Annotated in this window: 14 protein-coding genes; 10 read left to right on the top strand and 4 right to left on the bottom strand. The window is 64.6% G+C overall.

The genetic code is table 11. From position 1 onward, the window contains the following. Positions 1–27 precede the first annotated feature (27 nt). The 3 genes from M1248_RS17535 (at position 28) to M1248_RS17545 (ending at position 2,561) form a co-directional block, all read left to right on the top strand. A complete protein-coding gene (locus M1248_RS17535; RefSeq protein ID WP_317149203.1) occupies positions 28–1,236 on the top strand; it encodes a thiolase family protein in 1,209 nt (402 codons plus the stop codon). A 4-nt stretch (positions 1,237–1,240) separates the two neighbouring features. After that, positions 1,241–1,657 carry a Zn-ribbon domain-containing OB-fold protein gene (locus M1248_RS17540; protein ID WP_163724882.1) on the top strand — a complete coding sequence of 139 codons (417 nt, stop codon included), beginning with the start codon at positions 1,241–1,243 and terminating at the stop codon, positions 1,655–1,657. 169 nt (positions 1,658–1,826) lie between these two features. Beyond that, positions 1,827–2,561, top strand: coding sequence for a TIGR02206 family membrane protein (locus M1248_RS17545; protein ID WP_163724885.1), 735 nt, complete (start codon positions 1,827–1,829; stop codon positions 2,559–2,561). Positions 2,562–2,576: 15 nt separating this feature from the next. On the opposite strand, the gene phoU is transcribed toward M1248_RS17545, so the two are convergent. Then, positions 2,577–3,221: a phosphate signaling complex protein PhoU gene (phoU, locus tag M1248_RS17550; RefSeq protein ID WP_163724889.1), complete on the bottom strand. Its 645-nt coding sequence runs from the start codon at positions 3,219–3,221 to the stop codon at positions 2,577–2,579. A 104-nt stretch (positions 3,222–3,325) separates the two neighbouring features. Here phoU and M1248_RS17555 point away from each other — a divergent pair, with 104 nt between their 5' ends. The 4 genes from M1248_RS17555 to M1248_RS17570 all read left to right on the top strand — a co-directional run bounded on the left by M1248_RS17555 (position 3,326) and on the right by M1248_RS17570 (position 8,878). Then, positions 3,326–4,003 carry a PAS and ANTAR domain-containing protein gene (locus M1248_RS17555; RefSeq protein ID WP_317149204.1) on the top strand — a complete coding sequence of 226 codons (678 nt, stop codon included), beginning with the start codon at positions 3,326–3,328 and terminating at the stop codon, positions 4,001–4,003. Positions 4,004–4,069: 66 nt separating this feature from the next. After that, complete coding sequence (locus M1248_RS17560; protein ID WP_317149205.1) at positions 4,070–4,423, top strand: STAS domain-containing protein; 354 nt, start codon at positions 4,070–4,072, stop codon at positions 4,421–4,423. A 1-nt stretch (position 4,424) separates the two neighbouring features. Then, a complete protein-coding gene (locus M1248_RS17565) occupies positions 4,425–8,573 on the top strand; it encodes a SpoIIE family protein phosphatase (protein ID WP_317149206.1) in 4,149 nt (1,382 codons plus the stop codon). After that, entirely contained in the window at positions 8,573–8,878 is a 306-nt protein-coding gene (locus tag M1248_RS17570; RefSeq protein WP_163724901.1) for an STAS domain-containing protein, read from the top strand. The genes M1248_RS17565 and M1248_RS17570 overlap by 1 nt, the downstream gene beginning before the upstream one ends. A gap of 72 nt (positions 8,879–8,950) precedes the next feature. Here the strand turns inward: M1248_RS17570 and M1248_RS17575 are convergent, their stop codons facing one another. Continuing rightward, on the bottom strand, positions 8,951–9,217 hold the full coding sequence (locus tag M1248_RS17575) for a hypothetical protein (RefSeq protein WP_163724904.1): 267 nt from the start codon (positions 9,215–9,217) through the stop codon (positions 8,951–8,953). Positions 9,218–9,490: 273 nt separating this feature from the next. On the opposite strand from M1248_RS17575, the gene M1248_RS17580 reads away from it, so the two are divergent. Then, positions 9,491–12,346 carry an RND family transporter gene (locus M1248_RS17580; protein ID WP_163724907.1) on the top strand — a complete coding sequence of 952 codons (2,856 nt, stop codon included), beginning with the start codon at positions 9,491–9,493 and terminating at the stop codon, positions 12,344–12,346. 12 nt (positions 12,347–12,358) lie between these two features. On the opposite strand, the gene M1248_RS17585 is transcribed toward M1248_RS17580, so the two are convergent. Continuing rightward, entirely contained in the window at positions 12,359–13,231 is an 873-nt protein-coding gene (locus M1248_RS17585; RefSeq protein ID WP_163724910.1) for an alpha/beta fold hydrolase, read from the bottom strand. A 72-nt stretch (positions 13,232–13,303) separates the two neighbouring features. After that, positions 13,304–14,275 (bottom strand): hypothetical protein, encoded by a 972-nt coding sequence (locus M1248_RS17590; RefSeq protein WP_317149207.1) that lies wholly within the window; start codon positions 14,273–14,275, stop codon positions 13,304–13,306. A 122-nt stretch (positions 14,276–14,397) separates the two neighbouring features. Here M1248_RS17590 and M1248_RS17595 point away from each other — a divergent pair, with 122 nt between their 5' ends. Together M1248_RS17595 and M1248_RS17600 are read left to right on the top strand one after the other, a co-directional pair. Beyond that, positions 14,398–15,318 carry an alpha/beta fold hydrolase gene (locus M1248_RS17595; RefSeq protein WP_317149208.1) on the top strand — a complete coding sequence of 307 codons (921 nt, stop codon included), beginning with the start codon at positions 14,398–14,400 and terminating at the stop codon, positions 15,316–15,318. An 84-nt stretch (positions 15,319–15,402) separates the two neighbouring features. After that, positions 15,403–17,181, top strand: coding sequence for an alpha/beta hydrolase domain-containing protein (locus M1248_RS17600; RefSeq protein WP_317149209.1), 1,779 nt, complete (start codon positions 15,403–15,405; stop codon positions 17,179–17,181). The last annotated feature ends 225 nt before the right edge of the window (positions 17,182–17,406 follow it).

A 17,406-nucleotide genomic window follows, 5' to 3' on the forward strand; every position in this document is an offset into this window, starting at 1 on the left:
CGAGAACAGCGAGAATCGAGACACAGCATGGGATTACGCGGAGAAGCGGCGATCGTCGGCTATGTCGAGCTGCCGCCGGAACGGATGAGCACCGCCGCGCCGGGGCCGTTCACACTCGAGCAGTGGGCCGAGCTGTCCGCCGCCGCGCTGGAGGATGCGGGAATTCCCGCGGAGTGGGTGAACGGGATCGTCACGTCACACCTGGGGGAATCGGAGATCTTCGTGCCGTCGACCGTGGCCGAGTACCTCGGCATCGACGCGAATCTCGCCGAACTCGTCGACCTCGGCGGCGCCAGTGCTGCCGGCATGGTGTGGCGCGCCGCGGCGGCCGTCGAGCTGGGGCTCTGCGACGTCGTGCTCTGCACGATCCCGTCCCGCTACATCACCCACATGTCGGAGAAGAAGCCCAAACCGCTCGTCGACGCTGTGTTCTTCGGCTCCTCGAGCAACCAATACGGTTCGCCCCAAGCCGAATTCGAGATCCCCTACGGCAACCTCGGTCAGAACGGACCGTACGGCCAGGTCGCCCAGCGCTACGCCGCGGTGTACGGATATGACGAGCGCGCGATGGCCAAGATCGTCGTAGATCAGCGGTTCAACGCCAACCACACTGAAGGTGCCATCTGGAAGGACAAACCGCTCACCGTCGAGGACGTGCTGGCCAGCCCGGTGATCGCCGATCCGTTGCACATGCTGGAGATCGTCATGCCCTGTGTCGGCGGGGCGGCTGTCGTGGTGGCCAACGCCGATGTCGCCAAGCGGTCACGCAATCGGCCCGTGTGGATCAAGGGATTCGGCGAACACGTCCCGTTCAAAACCCCCACCTATGCACAGGATCTTCTGCAGACGCCGATCGCCAAGGCCGCCGACACCGCGTTCGGCATGACGAATCTGGGGCGCGAAGACATGGACATGGTGTCGATCTACGACTGCTACACGATCACGGTGCTGCTCAGCCTCGAGGATGCCGGCTTCTGCGACAAGGGCAAGGGGATGGAGTTCGTCGCCGAGCACGACCTCACGTTCCGCGGCGACTTCCCGCTCAACACGGCGGGCGGCCAACTCGGCTTCGGTCAGGCCGGGCTGGCCGGCGGTATGCACCACGTGTGCGATGCAACGCGGCAGATCATGGGCCGAGCGGGCGAGTCTCAGGTACCGGACTGCAACCGCGCGTTCGTCTCGGGCAACGGCGGAATCCTTTCCGAGCAGACCACGCTCATCCTCGAAGGAGATTGACCAGATGGCAACCTTCGAACGACCGATGCCGGTGAAAACGCCCACCACCGCACCATTCTGGGACGCGCTGTCGCAGCACCGCATCCGCATCCAGTACTCGCCTTCCAGCGACGCATGGGTGTTCTATCCACGGGTACGTGCTCCGCGTACGTTGGCGGCTGACCTCGAGTGGCGGGAGATCTCGGGGATGGGCACGCTGTACTCCTTCACCGTCGCGCGCCGACCCGTCGGACCCCATTTCGCCGATGCCGTACCGCAGCTGCTGGCGATCGTCGAATGGGACGAGGGGCCACGGTTTTCCACCGAGATGGTGAACGTGGACCCTGCCGATCTGCGAGTCGGCATGCGCGTCAAGCCGGTCTTCTTCGACTATCCCGAACACGACGTCACCATGCTGCGCTACGAACCGGCGGAGGCATAGCGCGGGCGCTGACGTCCCAGCTGGATGCATTCGCCCGTGCACCGTGGACCAGCGGCGCCGACACACCCCAGCGCACCAAGACGAAGCGCAGCGCTTGCTCGACACGATCTGCGACAAGACGCGCCATCGCGGGCCAGAGGCAATAGGGTTCTTCAAAACAGGGGATCTGATGGAGCTATTGGCAGCGCAGCGGGAATTCACGGCGTACGGGCCGTCGCATCTGATCGTGCTCGCGGTGTTCGCGATAGGCGCGGCACTGCTCGTTTGGGGTGGACGTAAGCAGACCGAAGCCCAGGCTCGTCTCTTCAGCCGGGGTTTCGCGCTCGTCATCCTCGCGATGTTTTTGGTGGCGTTGACGTACAAGCTGATGAGCCCGGTCCTTGACACGTCGATACCGCTGCAGCTCTGCGATGTCGCGGAACTCGTCGCGGTCTACGCCCTCTGGACACAACGGCATTGGGCGTTTGTGCTCACCTACTACTGGTGCCTCGTGCTCAGCTCGCAAGCGTTGATCACACCCGACGTCGGTACCGCAGAAGAGGGGTCGCCGGATTTTCCCCATCACCTCTTCATCACCTTCTTCGCGCTGCACGTGCTGGTCGTGTGGGCGGCCATTTACCTGACGTGGGGGCGGAGGATGCGGCCGAGCTGGCGTGACTACCGGTTCGCGATCATCGCCACCCTGGTGTGGGGGGCGTTCACGTTCACGTTCAACGCGATCGTCGGAACCAACTACGGCTACTTGAACGGCAAGCCACCGACCGCGTCGGTACTGGACTTCCTTGGTCCGTGGCCGGTGTATCTGCTCATTGAGGTGGCGATCGTGCTCATCGTGTGGGCGCTGATCACCTGGCCGTGGGAGCGCACGCGACGCCGAACCGAGCAGAGCCAGACCGCAGTCTGAGCTCCGCCCGCGGGGTCAAACGGCCGATTCTCCGGTCGCGGAGAAGATGACGCGGCGACCGATCTCGACCGCATGGTCGGCGAACCGCTCGTAGTAGCGGCCCAGGAGCGTGACGTCGACGGCGGGAGCCACGCCGTGTTTCCACTCCCTGTCCATCAACACCGAGAACAGGTGACGGTGGAGGTTGTCCATATCGTCGTCGTCGTCCGCAAGCTGTTCTGCGCGGTGCGTATCCATGGAAAGGACGACCTGCTTGACGTTGCTTCCCATATCGACCGCGATGCGGCCCATTTCGGTGAAGTAGCCGTTGACTTCCTCCGGGAGCACTTTTTGCGGATGCCGTCGGCGGGTGATTTTGGCGACGTGCAGTGCCAGCGCGGCCATCCGTTCGACATCGGCGATGTTTTTCAAGGCGCTGACCACCGCGCGCAGGTCACCGGCGACAGGAGCCTGCAACGCGAGAACGGTCAAGGCCTGCTCCTCGGTCTTCCTGGCGTGTTGCAGGATGGCCTCGTGGTCGGTGATCACCTGCTCGGCGAGCAGCAAGTCGGCCTGCAGAAGGGCCTGAGTCGCGGATTCCATCGCCTTACCCGCCGAACCGCACATCTCGGCGATTCCGACGATCAGGTCGTCGAGCTGCTGATGGAATGCATTCCGCACGCTTCGAGTTTAGGGGCAAAGGTCCCGGTGGAGGGTCGTCGCCTCGCCCTGACACCAACGTCATATGTCTGCCGGGACGCGCTCACTAATGCGATGATCTGACGATGTACGACCCCCGCGTGTCGGCCCGCGGTGAGCGATCGGCGTTGGTGTCGCCGGACTTGCACGTCGGCAGCTTCCGCTTCTGGTTCGTCGGGCAGTCGTGGGAATGGTCCGACGAGGTCGCTCGAATGCATGGCTATCAACCCGGCGAGGTCGTGCCCACGACCGAGTTGTTGCTTTCCCACAAGCATCCCGACGACCGTCAGCACGTCCAGGACGCGCTGGACCATGCTCTGCTCTCGCGAGGGGCGCTCTCGAGCCGTCACCGCTTCATCGACACCGGTGGCCGGGTCCACACCGTCATCGTTCTCGCCGACCGGATGCTCGATGACGTCGGCACGGTCGTGGGAACCGAGGGCTATTACGTCGACTTGACCGACACGTTCGACCAGACGCGCCGCCAAGCCCTGGACGCCTCACTTCCCGAACTGTTGGAGTCCCGCGCGGCGATCGAGCAGGCCAAAGGCGCCCTCATGTTGGTCTACCGCATCGATGCCGACGCAGCGTTCGAGCTGTTGCTCTGGCGTTCGCAACACACCAACACCAAACTGCGCGCGCTGGCAACACAGATCGTCGCCGAGCTCGCTAGCGTCGACTTCGAACCCGGCGATCTGCGGCGGTCGTTTGATCACCTGCTGCTCACCGCGCATGAACGCATCGACCGCAACGGCAAGGCATGAGCGTGTGCGCCAGCAGCAAATTGGGTACCGAACATCCAATTATCGGCTAGCAACAGGTGCGGAGACGTGGCTCTACTGGAAGTGAATCAGGACGTTCGCGACGCTGCTGTCGTGGTATCGGCGGCCGGCGAGGTCGATTCGGCGAGTTTCACCAACCTGGAGTTCCATCTCGATACCGCCCTGAAGAGGGCTCTCGATCATCCGGCCTTGCTGCTGGTCATCGATCTTTCGGGGGTCACGCATTTCGGCAGCGCAGGGCTCAACGCGGTCCTCGAATGCCACGAGCAGGGACAGTCCCTGGGGGTCGCCGTCCGCGTAACCGCTGCCCACCCAGAGGTGCTGCGTCCGATCCAGATCACCAAGCTCGACGCGATCCTGCGGGTCTATCCGAGTATCCCCGCCGCACTCGATGGACATTGACATGAGCGGTACAGCCGGCGAGCACGATGGCGTGGCCACCGTTTTCAGCGCGGACGCGGAAGTCGGTTTCGACCTTGCCCAGGTGGACTGGGAGGGCACCCCACTCGGTTCGCCGCATCAGTGGCCGCAGAGCCTACAGACGGCGGTCGGCATCCTGCTGTCCACGCGTTTCTCGATGTGGATGGCGTGGGGACCGGATTTGACGTTCTTCTGCAATGCCGCGTACCGACGCGACACGCTGGGCCGGAAGTACCCGTGGGCGTTGGGCCGACCGGCCCGGGAGGTGTGGGCGGAGATCTGGGACGACATCGGACCGCGAATCGACGGGGTCTTGTCCACCGGAGAAGCCACCTGGGACTCGGAGCTGTTGCTCTTCTTGGAGCGTTCCGGATACCAGGAGGAGACCTATCACACGTTCTCCTACAGTCCGCTGCGCGACGACGACAATCAGATCGTCGGCATGCTGTGCGTGGTCAGCGAGGACACGCAGCAGGTGATCGGCGAGCGGCGGATGGCGACGCTGCGCGATCTTGGCTCCGATCCGAGCGTTGTGCGCAGCGAGGAAGAGTCACTCGCTTTCGCCGATCGCCAGCTCGGCCAAAATTTGCGCGACCTCCCGTTCACGCTGACCTACCTGCTCGATGACAGCGGTGACGCCCGGCTCACCGGTTCGAGCGGTATCGCCCCCGGGCATCCTGCGGCTCCTTTGCTGATCCCCGCGGGCGAGAACCGGCCGTGGCCGGTAGCCGAGGCTGCTGACGGCGACACGCTCTCGGTAGTTCTGGACGGGTTGCCGGATCTGCCCACGGGGGATTGGCGCGACCCGCCCACCGAGGCACTTTTGGTGCCGTTGCTGCTGCAGCAGGGCGGCACTCCTCGCGGATTCCTGGTGGCTGCGCTGAACCGTTACCGCCCCTTGGACGATGCCTACCGCGACTTCGTGACGCTCGTCGCGGGGCACATCGCCTCCGGTATCGGCAGCGCGAGAAGCTTCCGCGACCAGCAACGCCGGGCGGAAGAGCTGGCCGAACTGGATCGTGCCAAGACGACGTTCTTCTCCAATATCAGCCACGAATTCCGCACGCCCCTGACGTTGATCCTCGACCCCGTCGACCAGCTGCGGGGTCGTGCCGAACTCGACGAGCCGACCCGCCAGGAACTGGATACCGTGTGGCGCAACGGGTTACGGCTGACCAAGCTGGTCAATTCGTTGCTGGATTTCTCGCGTTTCGAGGCCGGCCGCACCCACGCGCACTTCGTGCCGGTCGACATTGCGACCGTCACCGCAGAGCTTGCGAGCGTGTTTCGGTCCGCTGTCGAACGGGCGGGTCTTGGTTTTGTCGTCGACTGCCCGCCTCTTGATGATGTCGTCTACATCGATCGCGACATGTGGGAGAAGGTGATTCTCAACCTGCTCTCGAACGCGTTGAAGTTCACCTTTGAAGGCAGCATCGCCGTAGGTGTCCGCGGCGAGAACGGCGAAGCGGTGGTGACCGTGGCGGATACGGGCATCGGCGTAGCGGCCGCGGAGATACCCCGGCTGTTCGAACGCTTCCACCGCATCGAAAATGTTCGCTCCCGATCCAACGAGGGCAGTGGTATCGGATTAGCCCTTGTCAAGGAGTTGGTCGAGGCCCACCGCGGCAGCATCGAGGCCGACAGCGCCGAAGGTGTGGGGACCACCTTCACCATTCGTATACCGTGCGGCACCGCGAATCTGCCCACCGCCGAGGTCGAGACGGCGGATGCCAGCCGGGAATCGTCGGCAATTGCCGAACCCTATGTGCAGGAGGCATTGCGCTGGATCCCCGCCGAGGCTCGTCTAACGGCCCAGGAGTCCGGGGTACAAGGTGAGGACGCGTCGGGTGCGGACACTCGGAAGCCGATCCGCGCGCTGATCGCGGACGACAACGCCGATATGCGCGACTATCTGGTGCGCCTGCTGAGTAACGACGGCTACGAGGTCGACGCGGTCACCGACGGACTGCAGGCCCTGGACGCAGCTCGTACCAGCCTGCCGGACATCGTCGTGAGTGACGTGATGATGCCGCAGCTCGACGGGCTGGGGCTGGTGGCGGCTCTGCGTTCGGATCCGCGGACGGTGGCGATACCGGTGTTGCTGCTATCCGCACGTGCCGGGCAGGAGGCGTCGATCGGTGGTCTGCAGGCCGGCGCCGACGACTACCTCACCAAGCCGTTCGCGGCCGCGGAACTGCTTGCGCGTGTGCGTGCCAACGTCGGGCTGGCGCGGATGCGCAGTCATCACGCCCGCTGGCGCACCGCGCTCGTCGACTCGCTGCAAGAAGCGTTCTTCGTCTGCGACGAACACGGGACCGTCATCGAGATCAACGCATCGTTCACCGACATCCTCGGGTTCGGCGTCGAGGGTCTGCCATACCAACCCATTTACCCGTGGTGGCCATCGGCCGACACGGATCCCGATGCGCACAATGCCGCGGCAGAGGCATTCGCGACCCTGTTGAACGAACCGCACGGCACGATAACGCTGCCGGTCACCCATCGTGACGGACATCGGCTATGGGTGACCGCGACGTTCAACCACATCGATGATCCCGATGACGGTCGCCACCTCATGGTCGGAACGTTCCGCGACGTCACCGCCGAGCACTACACGGTGCAACGCGATACCGCACTCGCTGCACTCAATCAGCAACTCGCACAGGCAGACTCGCTCGGCGATGCCGTGCGTGCAGCTGCCGATGAGCTTTGTATCGTCTGGTCGGCGCGCAGCGTGGTGGCGCTCACCTTCCCGGTTGACGAGGCCGATAGCGACCCGTCGGATGTGGTGTGCAGCGGTGCTCCCGTGTCGTGGGAGCAGTTGACGCCCCGCGCTCGCGACATCATCAGGGCGCGGCAGAGTGGTGACTTACTGGCCTCGGCCACAACGGAACCCGGAATGGCGGCAATCGCGCTGCAGCACCCGGACGGTGTGCTCGTGTTGTTCGTCGAACTCGAAGAGCGGCGGCCTTTTACGTCGGAGGACCACACACTGCTCACCGTGTTCGCCGGGCGTCTGGGCCAGGGGCTGCAGCGTTTGCGCAACCTGGACCAGCAGCGCGAAACCGCATTGGCTTTGCAACATGCGATCCTCGGTCCCGATGTTTCGGGCGGGTTCGCGGTGCGATACCAGCCGGCCACCCGGCCGCTGCACGTCGGCGGCGACTGGTACGACGTGGTCAATCTGGACGACGGCCGTGTCGCCCTGATCGTCGGCGACTGCGTCGGCCACGGGCTGGCGGCGGCGACGGTGATGGGTCAGCTCCGAAGCGCATGTCGCGCACTGCTACTCGAACAATCCAGCCCGTCCGCGGCGCTGATGGCTCTCGACCGGTTCGCCGCCCGCCTGGAAGGTGCGCGGTGTACGACGGCGTTCTGCGCGGTGCTGAATCCGGACACCGGAGAAATCGTGTATTCCAGTGCCGGCCACCCTCCGCCGATTCTCGTCAACGCCGATCGCAGCACACGGTTGCTCGACGGCGCGGCGGCGACTCCGCTCGGGTTGCGGTACGACCGCTCACGACCCGAGGCCCGCGAGACCATGCCCGCCCGCTCGACGCTGTTGCTGTACACCGACGGTTTGATCGAGCGTCGTCGTGAATCGCTGGACCTGGGGATTCGCCGTGCCACCGATCTCGTCAAAGACAATCGGGACACCGCGCTCGAGGGCCTCGCCGATGAGATCATGTCGCGCCTGGCGCCCGGCGACGGCTACCAGGACGATGTCGCCGTTCTGCTGTACCGGCAGCCCGCGTCACTCGAAATCGACATCGCCGCGGACGTGGGCGAGCTTGCGTCGACTCGCGCTACGCTGCGCAGCTGGCTGATTCGTGCCGGCCTGGATGCCGAACAGACGTTGGATGTGCTCATCGCCGTGGGCGAAGCGGTTGCCAATTCGATCGAGCACGGACACCGTGAGCACCGCGATGGCACGGTCCGTCTGCGTGCGACGGCTTTGGCGGACCGATTGCACCTGACCGTGGTCGATACTGGGTCGTGGCGACCACCGAAGGCCGACCCCACTTCATTTCGGGGTCGAGGCATCATGCTGATGCGCGCATTGATGCAGGATGTGACCATAGAGCCGGGTGATTCCGGCACGACAGTTCGCATGCACACGGGGATCGCCTGATGGCCACTCCACTTTCGGTCCGTACCAGTCTTGACGACGGCACCGCGGTGCTGAGTGTGGTCGGCGAAATCGATATGAGCAATGTCGGCGTGTTCACGACCGCGATCGCCGACGCGATGGTCCCGGCTTCGCATGACGGCGGTGTTTTGACGATCGACCTGACCCGCGTCGAGTACTTGGACAGCGCCGCCATTGGCGCATTGTTCGATCAGGCCGAGCGCATCCGCCTGCTCGTCAACCCGATGCTGATGCCGGTCCTCAGGGTCAGTGGTCTCACCAACGTGACTTCTGTGGTAGCTCGATAGCAGCACTGCGTCGGTGACCAACGACCGAAGAGGGGCCGCAGAGGTCTGCGGCCCCTCCCGGTCACCAACCACCTATTCCGGGTTCTTGGCGTATCGCAGCAGGAAGGCTGCCGACACGAATGCGGCGCCGAGGGCGAAGACACTCCACAGCACCAACGGGAAGACCAGCGAGATGGGGGACCAACCGACGCTGGAGAACGTCGCGGCGGTGTAAACCAACCAGAACACCCGATAGATGGACCACAGCGCGGCGATGCCTGCGCTGATCCCGATGACGAGGCTGTACGTGCGGTCGACCTGGCTGATCTGTTCCTGGACGCGGGTAGGCACGATGTTCATTGCGGTTTCCTTCAGGTCATGCGGCGCCCGTTTGGCGTCGTCAGTGCGGCAAGTACATCGAGCAGGGACGGCTACCGATCCCAAGAATTGCGGTCCACAACCCGGCTTCGTCTGTGGTGTTGCTGTGAAAAGCCTGTCAGACCTGCGGCTCAGCAATTGACAGGCGACAGTTTGACTGGCTACATATATGCGCAGTCATGTTTCAAGCGAAACGGAACGTGTAACGCGCGCGGCTTCTTGTAGGCCCGGGTGGAGGGGCCGGTAGTCCGACTGATGAGTTCTGTGTCGACGGAGCGATCGAAGATCGCGCACACCATTCGCGTGCTCGCCGTGCCGATTGTGCTGGGCTGGATGGTCCTGACTGTCGTCACCAACGCCTTCGTGCCTTCGCTGGAGAAGGTGGGCGAGGCCCAAGCCGTTTCGATGAACGCACACGACGCGCCGGCCTTCATCGCGATGCAGCGCATCGGTGCAAACTTCGAAGAGTTCGACTCAGACAGCAATGCGATGGTCATCCTCGAAGGTGACAAGCCGCTGGGCGACGAGGCCCATCGGTATTACGACGAGTTGATCAAGGCTTTCCGGGCCGACTCAGAACATGTAGAGCACGTCGCGGACTTCTGGAGCGATCCGCTGACGGCCGCGGGCGCACAGAGCAGCGACGGCAAGTCGGCCTACGTTCAGCTCTATCTGCGCGGAAACATGGGCGAGACGCGGGCCAACGAGTCCATCGCCGCCGTGCGCGAGATCATCGAGCAGACGCCCACTCCGCCAGGTGTGAAGTCCTACGTCACCGGTGGGGCGGCGATGAATGCCGACCAGCGCGTCGCCGGGGACAAGGGTGCCGCCAAGGCCACGCTCGTGACCCTCGTCGTCATCTTCGTCATGCTGCTGGTCGTCTACCGCTCGATCGCCACCACGATCCTGATCCTGCTCATGGTCTTCATCGAGCTCGGCGCCTCCCGCGGAATCGTCGCGTTTCTCGGCAACGCGGGCGTCATGGGGTTGTCGACCTTCGCGACCAGCCTGCTGACGCTCATCGCGATTGCCGCAGGCACCGACTACGCGATCTTCCTCATTGGCCGTTACCAAGAGGCGCGCGGAGATGGCGAAGATCGGGAAGCCGCGTACTACACGATGTTTCACGGGACCGCGCACGTGGTGCTCGGCTCGGGGCTCACCATCGCCGGCGCGCTCCTGTGTCTCAAATTCACCCGTCTGCCCTGGTTCCAGACGATGGCGGTGCCCTGTGCGGTCGGCATCCTCGTCGCCGTTCTCGCGGCGCTGACCCTGGGCCCCGCGGTGATCGCGATCGGAGGCCGGTTCGGGCTTTTCGAGCCCAAACGCGCAATCAACTCGCGCGGGTGGCGCCGAATCGGTGTGGTCGTCGTCCGGTGGCCCGGCCCGATTCTGGTGGCGACGTGTGCGCTTGCGCTGATCGGTCTGCTCGCCCTGCCGGGCTACAAGACCGACTACGACGGCCGCCACTTCATGCCCGAGGACACGCCGGCCAACATCGGATATGCGGTCGCTGACCGGCATTTCGACAGCGCCCGGATGAACCCCGAGCTGATGATGGTGGAAAGCGATCACGACCTACGGAACTCGGCGGACTTCCTGGTGATCGACAAGATCGCCAAGGCGCTGTTTCGGGTGCCGGGAATCGCGCGGGTGCAGACCATCACCCGTCCTGACGGGAAACCGATCGAGCACACCACGATTCCGTTCCTGCTCGGCATGCAGGGCACGACAAACCAGCTGAACCAGAAGTACAACCAGGACCGTATGGCCGACATGCTGGTTCAGGCCGATGAGATGCAGACGACCATCGACACGCTCACAAAGATGTCGGCACTCACCGAGCAAATGGCCGCCGTCACCCACAGCATGGTCGCCAAGACCAGGGACATGACCGTCGACATCGCCGAATTACGAGACAACATCGCCAATTTCGACGATTTCTTCCGGCCGATGCGAAACTACCTCTACTGGGAACCGCACTGCTACAACATCCCGGTCTGCTGGTCGATCCGGTCCGTGTTCGACACCCTCGACGGCGTCGACATCATGACGGCCGACATCCAGCAGTTGTTGCCCGATCTGGAACATCTCGACACGCTGATGCCGCAGCTGGTCGCGCTGATGCCCGCGCAGATCCAGACCATGAAGACGATGAAGTCGATGATGCTGACCATGTATGCCACCCAGAAGGGCATGCAGGATCAGATGGCTGCGCAGCAAGAGAATTCGTCAGCGATGGGTGACGCATTCGACGACTCGATGAACGACGATTCGTTCTACCTCCCGCCGGAGGTGTTCGAGAACGAGGACTTCAAACGCGGCATCAAGAACTTCATCTCACCCGACGGCAAGTCGGTGCGCTTCATCATCGAGCACGACGGCGATCCGGCCACCCCCGAGGGCATTGAGCGCATCGACGCGCTCAAGCAGGCGGCCAAGGAAGCCATCAAGGGCACGCCGCTGGAAGGCTCGACGATCTTCCTCGGCGGCACTGCGGCGACCTACAAGGACATGCGCGACGGGTCCAACTACGACCTGCTGATCGCCGGGCTGTCCGCTGCAGCACTGATTTTCATCATCATGCTGCTCATCACGCGTAGCGTGGTGGCGTCCGCGGTGATCGTGGGCACCGTATTGCTTTCGCTGGGGACGTCCTTCGGGCTTTCAGTGCTGGTATGGCAGTACCTCCTCGGCATCCGATTGCACTGGATCGTTCTGGTCATGTCGGTGATCCTCTTGCTCGCAGTCGGTTCCGACTACAACCTGTTGCTCGTCTCCCGGTTCAAGGAAGAACTGCACCACGGACTGAAGACGGCGATCATCCGGGCCATGGCGGGATCGGGTTCGGTGGTGACGTCGGCCGGGCTGGTGTTCGCCGCGACCATGGCGTCGTTCGTATTCGGCGACCTACTGTCCATCGCGCAGGTCGGCAGCACCATTGCGCTGGGTCTACTTTTCGACACCTTGATCGTGCGGTCGTTCATGACGCCGTCGATAGCCGCGCTGATGGGGCGGTGGTTCTGGTGGCCCCAGGTACCGCAGACGCCCGCGTCGAAGCGTCGGATGCAGAAGATCTTCGGCGACCGCGACGCCGCCGTGCGGTCCTGACGCCGCAAATTCCTACCGCGCGGCGTGGCGGCTGAGAAAGTCCACGACAGCATCGGCGAAAAGGTCGTTGCGATCGCCCGCGACCATATGGCCGGCGCCGCCGACGTCGACGAAATCGACCTCGGGAAACCTGGCGATGAACGCATCGGCCCGTTCCTGGGTGACGAGGTCGCTCATCTGACCTCGCACCAGCAGCATGGGCACACCCGCGTTGACGATCGTTTGAACGGCGGCGTGCATCCGATCGACCTCGGTCACCTCGGTGGGTGGCAGCGCCGAGGTGCCGTCGATGAATTTCGGATCCCAGTGCCAGTACCAACGGCCGTCGCGGTGGCGCAGGTTCGCCCGCAGCCCGTCCAGGTCTGTCGGCCGCGGACGGTGCGGGTTGTACTCCTGGATCATGTCGGCGACTTCGTCCAGTGAATCGAATCCAGACTGCATGCGATCGAACATGAAGTTGTGGATCCGCGATGCGCCCGACTGGTCCATATCGGGCACGATGTCGACGAGCACGACCGCGCGTGCCGTCCCCGGTGCGAGTTCACCCTCGAGAAGCATCGAGGTGAAGCCCCCGAGCGACGCGCCCACCAACACCGGCTTCGGCGGCAGATCGCGCAGCACTTCGAGCACGTCGCGCGCGAAGGAGGCGACGCGATAGTCCCCGTCGCTGGACCAGTCGGACTCGCCATGGCCGCGGAAGTCGAGAGTGATCGCCTGCCATCCACGCCCGGCTACCGCGGCTGCGGCGCGGCCCCAGGACCGGCGGGTCTGCCCGCCACCGTGCAGGAACACCACCGCTGGGGCCAGCGGATCGCCGATGCGATCGCCGACGATGCGAACGCCGCCGTCGCCGGCCGTGGTGAACGCCTCGGGTGCGGTGGTCATCTTGTTTTCATAACGCGGATGCGTCCGGTCCGCGACGACATCGAGGAATTCAGTGCCGTTATGCGGCGCGAATCACTCGAGGTAGCCATTGGTGCCGAACTTGTGGTCGCCGATCCGGCAGGTGACAGCACCCTGATAGGTCGCTCCGCATTCGGCAGGGCCGTTCTCGAGCCGTTCACCGGCAGGCAGGGCATCGACGTCGCGGGTGAACGTCGTTGTGTCCGAGTGGACGTAGCGGGCGCCGGTTGAGTCGACGATGGTCTGGTTGGTTCCTTCCGGCGCATTGTCCGGAACGAAATCGCAACCCGCCAGGGTGCCGCCAGGCGCGATGCCGCAGGAGTAGGAGTAGACACCCTCCTTTTCCGTCGGGGTCCGGAAGTAGAGCCAACCCGGATCGGTAGGCGTCGTGAACCTCCCCCGGGCCAGCGGCCACTGGTCGAGTCCGTCGACCGGTGGGGGGATGTCAGCCAACGGTGCGCCGGTCGCAATGGCGAGCACGTGGGTGAAGGCCTGCCGCGCGGCCAGCGCTCCGTAGTTGCTCGACGGCGGCCCCGGAGGCGCTTTGACGTAACCGATGACAACGGTCGGGCCAGCGCCGTAGGCGTAGCCCGGGGGCCCGCTGGGCAGGTTGATGTACCGCACCACCTTTTCGTCGAGGGTGACGGTACCGCCGTCGGCCTCGGGCCCCAGCCGTGAGAACAAGTCGTCGACATACGCTTCGCCACCGCCGTTTTCTTCGGTGGCGACGAGAACGTCGAGCACGAGCAGGTCCGGCGCCATGCTGGTATCGGTGACCTGGCCGGCGGTGAGCGTGGAGAACTGGGCGGTGGGTTTCGGGTCGGAGAAGCCGGGACCGACCTCGGCGGGGCAGATGGGGACGACGCTCAAGTCGTTCGGCAGGCCGTCAAATGCGGCGGAGAATGCGGCGGTTCGGTCGCCACAGTCCTGGCCTGCCGCGGGGGAGGCCGACCACAGCGAAACCAGGGTGGTGGCAGCCATGACGGCGGCAACGGCCCTGCGTCGACGCACCCGAGACCCGGTCATCGTCGCAGCGTCGCACACCTGCGATCAGCGGGCGATGGAGTTTCTGAAGGTCTGACGGCCCTGTTAAGAAACCTCCAAGGCGATCGCCACAGAGTCCTCCCAACAAAGTGAGGAGGAAGACGATGACTGCAATCCGGGAAATGGCCCCGACCGACACCACGGGCCTGCGCATGCTGACCTTGCATGGAAACCGCGTGGCCTACCTGGATGAAGGCGCGGGCGACGTGCTGTTGCTCATCCACGGCATCGGCGGCAGTTCGGACTGCTGGCGCAACGTCGTGCACAAGCTCGCCGAGCGGCATCGCGTCATCGCCGTCGATCTCCTCGGTCACGGTCAGTCCGACAAGCCGCGGGGGGACTACTCGCTGGGCGCCTTCGCGGTGTGGCTGCGTGACTTCCTCGATGCTCTGCACATCCGTGAGGTCACCGTCGTGGGCCATTCGTTCGGCGGTGGCGTGGCCCTGCAGTTCGCTCATCAGCACAAGGAGTATTGCCGCCAACTGGTGTTGATCAGCAGTGGCGGTCTGGGCCCCGACCTGGGCCGGCTGTTGCGCATGTTGTCTCTGCCCGGCGCCGAGATCGCGTTGCAGCTGCTCGCGTCGCGGCCGGCGGTCGAGGTCGGCAAGGCGCTCCGCAAGCGCGCGCTGGCGTCAGGCCGCGATGTCACCAGGTACAGCGAGACGTTGAAGGGTCAGGCCGCGCTGTCGGACCGACATAGCCGCGCGGCGTTTCTCCGCACGCTGCGCTCGGTCGTCGATCATCGCGGCCAGGCGGTCTGCGCATTGGATCGGCTTCGGGCAGACCTGCCGACTCTGATCATCTTCGGTGACGAGGATCGTTGCATCCCTGTCGCGCATGCACATTCAGTACATGAGGCGATTCCGGGCAGCGAGCTGCACGTCATTCCCGGTGTAGGCCATCAGCCTCAGGTGCAGTGCCCCGACGTCGTCGCGCGCCTTGTCGGGGACTTCGCCAACCGGACGAGGTCGGCGCCGGCCTCCGTGCGCGCAGTGCGACGCACCCTGCACGCAGTCCCGGCCTGACACAAAGCCTTTAAGAACTCTCCAAGCCCCCACCGGCACATTGCTATCTAACAGCCCGCAGCCCAACGATCCGAAGGAGTGGAAATGGCCGTCGAGTCAGTGCACGTAAACGCGGTTTACCCCCATTCCGACACCCGCTACGAGTGGGTGGAGGCGACCGTCGACTTCGCCGTCGACCCTGAGTTGTTGGCGAACGAGCGCATCGTCGACCTCGACCTCGCTCCTCGCGACGCCGATGGGCTGGTGCGCTTCGACGCCGACCTGAAGCTTCTGCGCCCAGTCGAAGGTGGCAATGGCAAGCTTCTTTTCGTCGTACCCAACCGCGGCGTACCCACGCTTGCGCCGTGGCTGAAGAACGGCTTCCTGCTGGATCGCGGCTACACCATCGCGTCGTGCGGCTGGCAGTGGGACACCCAGCGCGGGTCCGGCATCCTCGGAATATCCGCTCCGCAGGCTGACGTGCCGCCCGGATTCATGCGCCTGGAATGGCGATCCGACAGTGCGAGCGGGGATCATCCGCTCAGCTTCACCGTGCCCGAGATCGACGCGCTGCCCGCTGGCGCCGAGGCAATGTTCACGTTCACCGACTATCCGACGGCCGATGTCGACGACCCCGACGCCGTTCTGAGTGTTCGCACCTCACCGGATGCCGAGCCGACCATCATCCCTAGGGAGAGTTGGCGATTCACCGATGAGACGCACCTGACTCTCGATGGTGGTTTCAAGTCGTTCCACTGGTACGAGTTGGTCTACCGGACGTCGCGGGCGCCGGTAGCCGGCGCTGGCCTGCTGGCCATCCGCGACATCGTGTCGCACCTGCGGGGCGACGACTTGACGGCCGGCATCCAGCACGCGTTCGCATACGGTGTATCGCAGGCCGGCCGGCTCCTTCGTCAGTTCATTTCGGACGGTCTGAACGTCGACGAGGCGGGCATGATCGTCTTCGACGGCGTATTCAGCGAGTCCGCGAGTGCGGCAACGGGAGAGTTCAACCACCGGTACGCGCAGCCGTCTGTGGCTCAGGTCAACGGCTTCGGGAACATGGCACCGTTCGGGGCTACCGATTTGCTGGCGCGTCAGCGCGAATTGGGCGGAGTGCCGAAGACGATCTTCACCAACAGTGCAACCGAGTACTGGACCAGCGGGGGCGCCTTGTTGCACGTCGACCCGGTCACCGGCGTGGATCTGCCCGAGGATCCCGATGTCCGCACGTACCTGCTGGCCAGCACCGACCATTTCGGCAGCAGCAAGCTCAAAGAGGCGCTGCCGGTAGCCAATCCGGTGCATCGCCTGGATGTCACGCCGGTCAACCGGGCGCTGCTCGTCGCGCTTGAGGACTGGGTCTGCGAGGGTGTCGAGCCTCCGCGCAGCAAGGTGCCGCGGACCAGCGACGGCACTGCGGTCGCGCGCAAGGAGGTCCTGTCGGTCTTCAGCCACACCACCGGCCCGGACCCGTCGGCGCTACCGCACGCGCGGTACATCGACCTCGGTCCTGATGCCGATCGCGGGATCGGTCGCTGGCCGGTCAAGCTGGGCGAACCGTACGTCGACCTGGTGTCGGCGGTCGACGCGGACGGCAACGAGGTCGCGGGTATCCGCCTGCCGGCCGTCGCCGCACCGCTCGCCTCATACACGGGCTGGAATCCCCGTCGTCACATCGACGAGTTGCCCGATGTGCTCTACGAGCGGGTGGGCAGCAAGTTGGCGTTCCCTCCGGGCCGGCCGTCGGTCACCGAACGGTATCCGTCACGCGAGGACTACATCGTCGCGGCCCGCACTGCTGCGGAATCGCTTGTCGCCGAGCGGTTCCTGCTCGCCGACGAGGTCGAGGCCATCGTCCAGAAGGCCGCAGCCGACTACTGACGGGCTTCATAAACGCTTCACTCTGCACAGCGGCCGGGCGGCTCAGCCCCCGGCCGCTGTGCGCTTTGGTGTGCGTGGACAGTCGAGGACTCGGCACCCTCGTGGCGAGGTACGGCGGCGTCGAGTGTGGGGTTGTGGCACGCCTGGGGCGGTTTTGGCGTGTGTTGAGTCCACAGTCGGCGGGTGGGTGGGTCGTTGTGATGGCGCGCGACTGGATGCTTGTGG

This window comes from Mycobacterium sp. 29Ha (assembly GCF_032883055.1).
Classification (GTDB): Bacteria; Actinomycetota; Actinomycetes; order Mycobacteriales; family Mycobacteriaceae; genus Mycobacterium; species Mycobacterium gallinarum.